Below are 6,031 nucleotides of genomic sequence, written 5' to 3' on the forward strand. Positions count from 1 at the left end.
GTCTGCTCCAGTCCGCCAAATCCAGGGCACGGGGCTATCGCACCCACAAGAATTTTATTAACATGGCTTACCTCGTACTGGGTAAGCTGGATCTCAAGCTACCCACTTAAAACAGCGAGGAACCTTTCATGATCAGGCCGAATAATGATTAACTGGTCAGGAAATCCCACTTTTTTACCAAAAGTTAATGCTTCTGACCAATTTGAAGTGATGAGATGCTGGTGATTACCCGGCCCTTGTGCTTCTCCTATAATTTCAGTCTTTGTCTCATTGTCAATGAGTACAATGATTTCTCGATTCCAGGGGATCAAACCCGTAAAAGGATCCGGGCCAAAAGCGCCTTCACTGGCCAGGCCTAAATTGAGCCCGCTCATCTCCATGCCAATCCTTGCTTTATGTCGGGCAGTATTTAACTGATTGTCAACCCTTTCAATATCCCGAGTAAAAGTACCCTGTTGATCAGTATCGTAATGCTTTACATGCGTTATGTAGCATTGCAAATTTTTTTCTAGAATTGGAATAATTACCGCCTCTTTTCCATGTTTTGTTATAAATGCAATATGTTTTTTTAAGTAATAAGACATAGACTCCTGATTGGTTGGGAATGGTTTTGAATGCATGGCGTTCTCCCCTAATAAGATTGCTTTTAGGCTGTTTGTGTAGCTGATATGGGCATGGAATACTGTTCCATACCCTGGAAACAACTACATCAATACCCACTGATTTTTGGCACGACGCTCAAAGAGACTGCCATCGGGAGCAATTTGCACAATAGTGAGCCAGCGATTATCAACAAGCTGGCCCAGAATCGTGCTATTCCCGATGATGCGATCCATCACCTCCGTTGGCGCTTCAATGAAGGCAGACAAACGCAATGGCTCGTGCTGAAGCCCTCCGTTACTATCCCGCAAGGACTGTTCAGAAAGACCGATACGCAGATCCCCCCCGTTCCCTTCCAGAACCCCGATAGTGCCTCCCACCACGTTATGCAGCACCTTGTTCCCACAGCCCTGGCGCTGGTTATCCACAATAGAGCCGTAATACTGCATGTTGATCCAGTTGGCCACAATCAGCGGTGCCGTCATAATCAGCGTCAAAACTGCAAAATCCGGATCTTTGGCTACATCGTAGTCGTGAAGAAAGGCGCGCCCTCCCAGGTTCATTTCCCGCGTGCGCCAGCGTGGAGCAGCGATGAAAGCGGCGTTACCCGCCAATGCCCATTCGGGACGGACCTGCGACCAGTCGCGGCCCCGGAAGTTCATGTTTTTGGCGACAGCGTCCTGATCCTGCAGATTAGCCTCCAGGCGCAATATCCTTTCCAGTCGGGTAAGGTTGGCTGCCTCAGCCAGCGCCTCACGTACCTCTTCGAGAAGCGGGTTGTCCAGTCTGGGGTTATTCCACTCACCCAAAATCTCCACCCGATCCGTAGTGGTATCGTGCAGCGCCGGCACAAAGCAGGTATCAGGCTTTATATCCCAACCTTTTTGCACCAAAGCCTCCCGAACCCCGGCATCATTGAGCAAACGCGCTGCAGCTTTGGCGTTTATCTCCCCGGTTTGCCCGGCACAAGCGCCACAATCCAGTCCCGCACGGTGCGGATTATTGGTGGTGGAACTACCATGACCTACGAGTAGAACCATGGGGGCCATTCCCCGATTCAAACCCAGACCATTCAGAATAAACTCAGCCATGGCGGTTCGTTCCTGCAGGGTTAACGACCCGGGCAGAACACACTGCAGACTGGCTCTTTCCGCTGCATTCAAACCTGCTTCGTCGGGGGGTACGGAAGCCCGGTGCCATCCTAAGCTGCCTGCCAGTAGCTTGCCCACATAAGACAGACCGGCGGTTTCCACGAAAGAAAAACAGGACGAGGCCGAAAGTTTGAATTGTTTCCATGCAGCTCCCCGGCGTAAGCGACGAAATCGGTTTTGAATAACGGCTTCGGGTGCCTCTTCCTGGACATGCACACTGGGGTTGAGCAGGACGGGCGACTGTGTTCTTGCTCCAGCATCTCCCTGTCGCTGATAATCCATTAACACGCCAAAGAATCCTGCGAATCCAATCGTTTCCAGCGAAGGCAAAACACCCTCAAGATGCCGCCGAAACACTTCCGAACGGACATCAATACAAAAGGCAGCCTGTACCTGAGCTTTGCTCTGGGATTTTTGCGCCGGTGAGCGACGAATTTTCGTTGCCACCTGTCGACGGTAGGCTATTTCCGTTGCGCGCAGCAGCACTTCTCCCCGCTCGGCATTGGCATTATCCGCAGTTTTGTTGTCAACAATCCATCCCTCAATCTGTTTCCGCCAACGCTCGATGATCTTGGGTTGCGCTACCTGACGCAGAAGCGCTTCCCAAACCATGCGGATGGTGAGTAAATCAGCGAGATCCTCTTGCTGATCGCCTTGCAATTCTGCCTGCCAAAGCAGATAACGACACCAGCTGGCCCAGCCTCCAACGGATTTCAGGAGTACCAGTAAATAGGCCTCTTCTGCAGTTGTTGGAATGGCCAGATGTTGCAAGGCCCATATTCTCGCCTGTGCCGCATCGGCTGGCATAGCGAGCAGCCCGGGACGAATTTTTTTGAGTCCTAAAGGACCCAGGCTACGATCCGTAAGGGTGTATTGCCGCCAAGTCGCATAGAGTCCCAGCCGGTTGTCCTTGGGAAAACTCCACAAGGATTGCCCCCGATCATAATAGGCCGCCAAAAAGTGACTGATCTGCTCTACCACGTACTGTGAAATGGAAGCATGTCCCCGACGATCCATTAATTCCGGCAATCGGGGCAGGCGCATGGGTAATTCGGGATCTTCCCGGAGATAGGCTCTCCAGTCTCCTTCGTCTGTGGACTGGCCCAGATCTTCTGCGGCCTGAAGAATATCGGCCATATCCAGCTTGCCCGTTTGCAGAAGATCTGCATACCAGCGTCGATCCATCAATACCCGCTCGCCAACCGTCTCCTGAAGCTGTGCGGCTACCTGCGAAAAAGGTTGGTCGGCGAACCCCCAATAAGGATTGACGGCTACAAAACTGTCCAGGGGCCAGACCGGAGCAATCCGGCGCATCACTCGATCAAAAAGTTGTTCGGTATTTACTGTATTGCTTGTATTCATTAGATGCCTCCAGACTTTTCAGGAATATTCTGGTTTTGTGCGATGGTTTGTAAGGATTCCACGGCAAGATTTTTGCGTGGGAGTTGCACACTGACGCGTTCGGACCAAAAGCGATGCGAAATCTGCTCTACCCAGTAATCTGTATATAACCCATTGTAAAGATGGGTAAACAGGATCATCTGCAGATTTTGAGGCAACAATCTGCGTCCGGGACCCTGTAACCAGCTCAGTATCAGAAACCCTATGGCCGTCAAGGCAACCAGTGCGAGGTAGGAAACCGATACAACGGGCAAGGAGCGGGTCAGATTTGAAGTGAAACCCCACACAAAAAGTGTATGCAGAACCAGATAGGTAAACCCCATGCTTATGGCAACGATTAAGGACGTAACCCGATCAGGCATCGTGCTGAACAGAAAGCCCCTGATCATGATCTGCGAGATAGCTATGGCGACAATCATCACCAATGCGAACCAGGTCGGATTTTGGAGTGGATTTTCTCCGAAAAGCCATGCACCTCCCCCGGCAATCAGCGCTCCCAGCACCGTCGCCAATAGCCATGAACCCATGCCGGGTATTTTCTTACCCCCGGTTGGTACTTGCCGCAATTGATCGGTGACACTGCCCGAAGACAGAAACGCATGCGCCTTGTAAAGCGAGTGACCCGTCAAGTGCAGCAATGCCAGAGGGAACAGGCCAAGACCCAATTCCAGTGACATGAATCCCAGTTGCGCCGTAGTTGACCAAGCCAACATGGATTTGATGGAAGTCTGGGTAGTCATGACCAGCGAGGCAATAATCACCGAAGCAAGGCCCATGAAACCCAGTAAAATCAGTGCATCAGGAACGCGTATCAAGAGCGAACTGGTGCGAAGGGCTATAATGGCACCACTATATACCACGCCCGCGTGCATCAAAGCGGATACCGGGGTCGGTGCCTCCATGACCTGAATCAACCAGCCTTGAAAAGGAAAATGAGCGCTTTTCAGAATCACTGCCATCACAATCAACCAGGCAGCCAGCTGCAAAGCCCAGGGAATACTTTCCGAGTGCTCCACAAAGTAACGGATGGAAGCAAACTCGAGGCTGCCAACTTGCTGCCCGATGAGCAGGGTAGCCGCCACCAGGGCCATATCGGCGGCTCTGGCAAAAAGCGACTTTTTATGGGCGGCCATGATCGCTTTGGGCCGGTCAGCGTAAAACTTCAAGAGCTTGTTCAGGCTGAACCCCATGATGATAATGCCCAGGGTAAACAGGCCGATATTTCCTGAAACCACAGCGATCAGAAAAAAACCGCCCGTAAGTGCAAGCAGGCGAAAAAAACGGGCTTGATGAGGATCGCCATCCAGATAGCCGACGCTGTACTGCGCAATCATGACAATCACGAAAGACACCAGAGTGGCCAGGAGCAAGGTCAAACCATTGACGGCAATTGACAAGGGAAAATCAAAATGCAGAACGGCAAGAGGAATTTCCGTGATGATCAGATCACTTCGTGCGCCCCAAAAAAAACCAATATCTGCAGCTATTGCTATCGCCAAGGCGGAGATCGCCGCCCAACGTACGCGGTAACGATAAGACAGAGCGGATTGTCTTGTCGTCCGCGCATTGGGAATGGCGGCTACAATCAGTCCGGCAGGCAATGCTGCCAGCAAGGCCCCTGTAAGCCAGGGAATGGAACCTATTGAAAACATACTTACCTCCAGGGTTCAAATGACCGAGGAAGACAGTAATAAAATTTTAATATTTATTCTAATTTAATATATAAATTATATATATTTACTTTTATAAATATATCAAGTCCGCGCGGAAATTGTTAGAGATATCGAGCCAGTTCAGGCCATAACTGCACGAGGCGATTAGTAATGAAGGGTTCCTGAGAAACAGAGAAGTCCAAAAATTTTCCTGCTGTTAGGGAGAGTTGCCGGTTTCGGGGATAGACCAAAAACCATTTACGCAAGATGGGAAACTGTTCCGTCTCGAGGACCTCAATGGGGCCACTGGTTCCTTCCAGTGCCAGTGAATGAATGGAGAGAATGGATATTCCCAGACTGCTTGCTACAGCATGCTTGATCGCTTCATTGCTGCTGAGCTCCATAGTGATCCGGGGCCGCAAGCCTTGTTCCTCAAATAGGCGCAAGTAAGCATGCCGCGTTCCTGATCCCGGTTCCCGGATGAGAAAGGGAGTTTCTGCAACAGCGTGCAGTGGGACAGGTTTTTTTTGACGGGTAAGAGGGTGTCCTCGCGGTACCATGACCGTCAGGGGATTCAATGCAAAAGGAATAGCCTCTACATCAACCTCGTTGTCGGGTACCTGTCCCATGACATAGAGATCATCTTCCCCATTCTGGATGCGTTGAATGATTTCATCGCGATTGCTGACTGTCATGGCAAACTCGATCCCGGGAAATTGCTGACCGAAAGCCGCCAGTAGCTCCGGAGCAATATATTTGGCAGTAGTCACCACGCCCAAGCGTAATTTTCCCCGACGTATTCCCTTGCGATCAGCAAGTTGTGTTTCCAGGTTTTCAAAAGTACGAAATAGCTCCCGGCAGGCTGCATACAGATCCTGACCGGCATCAGTGGGTCGAATTTCTTTTCCGCTTGATTCAAATAAAGGAAGCCCTATCGCTTCTCCTAGTTTTTTCATTTGCAAGGAGATGGTTGGCTGTGCCAGAAAGAGCTCATCCGCTGCCTTGGTAAAACTTTTCATGCGAATAACCGTAGAAAAAATCTGCAATTGCCGAAAAGTCACATGGCGCAAAAGCGAATGAAAGGATCGCGATTTTTGGCTCTTCGTCAGATTGAGTGGGTAGGGGGTAGAATGCTGTGGAGCGGTCGTGCCCTGAATAGGAGTTAGCTGATGGTCCCTGAAGAGCTGTTTTCTCTCGCGTTAGGATTGGTTCCGCCGTGGTTGGTGG

Annotated in this window: 5 protein-coding genes; all 5 read right to left on the reverse strand. The window is 50.7% G+C overall.

Features of this window, described 5'->3' with window-relative positions:
• Positions 1-98 precede the first annotated feature (98 nt).
• Complete coding sequence (locus tag H7F08_RS14630) at positions 99-620, reverse strand: DUF6671 family protein (RefSeq protein ID WP_193640944.1); 522 nt, start codon at positions 618-620, stop codon at positions 99-101.
• An 84-nt stretch (positions 621-704) separates the two neighbouring features.
• The gene (locus tag H7F08_RS14635; RefSeq protein WP_193640945.1) at positions 705-3,113 is read right to left on the reverse strand and encodes a YbcC family protein; all 2,409 of its coding nucleotides are present in this window, start codon (positions 3,111-3,113) and stop codon (positions 705-707) included.
• Positions 3,113-4,804 (reverse strand): proton-conducting transporter membrane subunit, encoded by a 1,692-nt coding sequence (locus H7F08_RS14640; RefSeq protein ID WP_193640946.1) that lies wholly within the window; start codon positions 4,802-4,804, stop codon positions 3,113-3,115. Before H7F08_RS14640 ends, H7F08_RS14635 begins: the two co-directional genes overlap by 1 nt.
• Before the next feature lie 122 nt (positions 4,805-4,926).
• Positions 4,927-5,823 (reverse strand): LysR family transcriptional regulator, encoded by an 897-nt coding sequence (locus H7F08_RS14645; RefSeq protein WP_264674695.1) that lies wholly within the window; start codon positions 5,821-5,823, stop codon positions 4,927-4,929.
• Positions 5,795-6,031: hypothetical protein (locus H7F08_RS15595; protein WP_227487905.1), on the reverse strand; the 237-nt coding region annotated here is incomplete at its 5' end. The genes H7F08_RS15595 and H7F08_RS14645, both read right to left, overlap by 29 nt.

It is taken from the genome of Acidithiobacillus sp. HP-11 (assembly GCF_015100075.1).
GTDB lineage: Bacteria > Pseudomonadota > Gammaproteobacteria > Acidithiobacillales > Acidithiobacillaceae > Acidithiobacillus > Acidithiobacillus thiooxidans.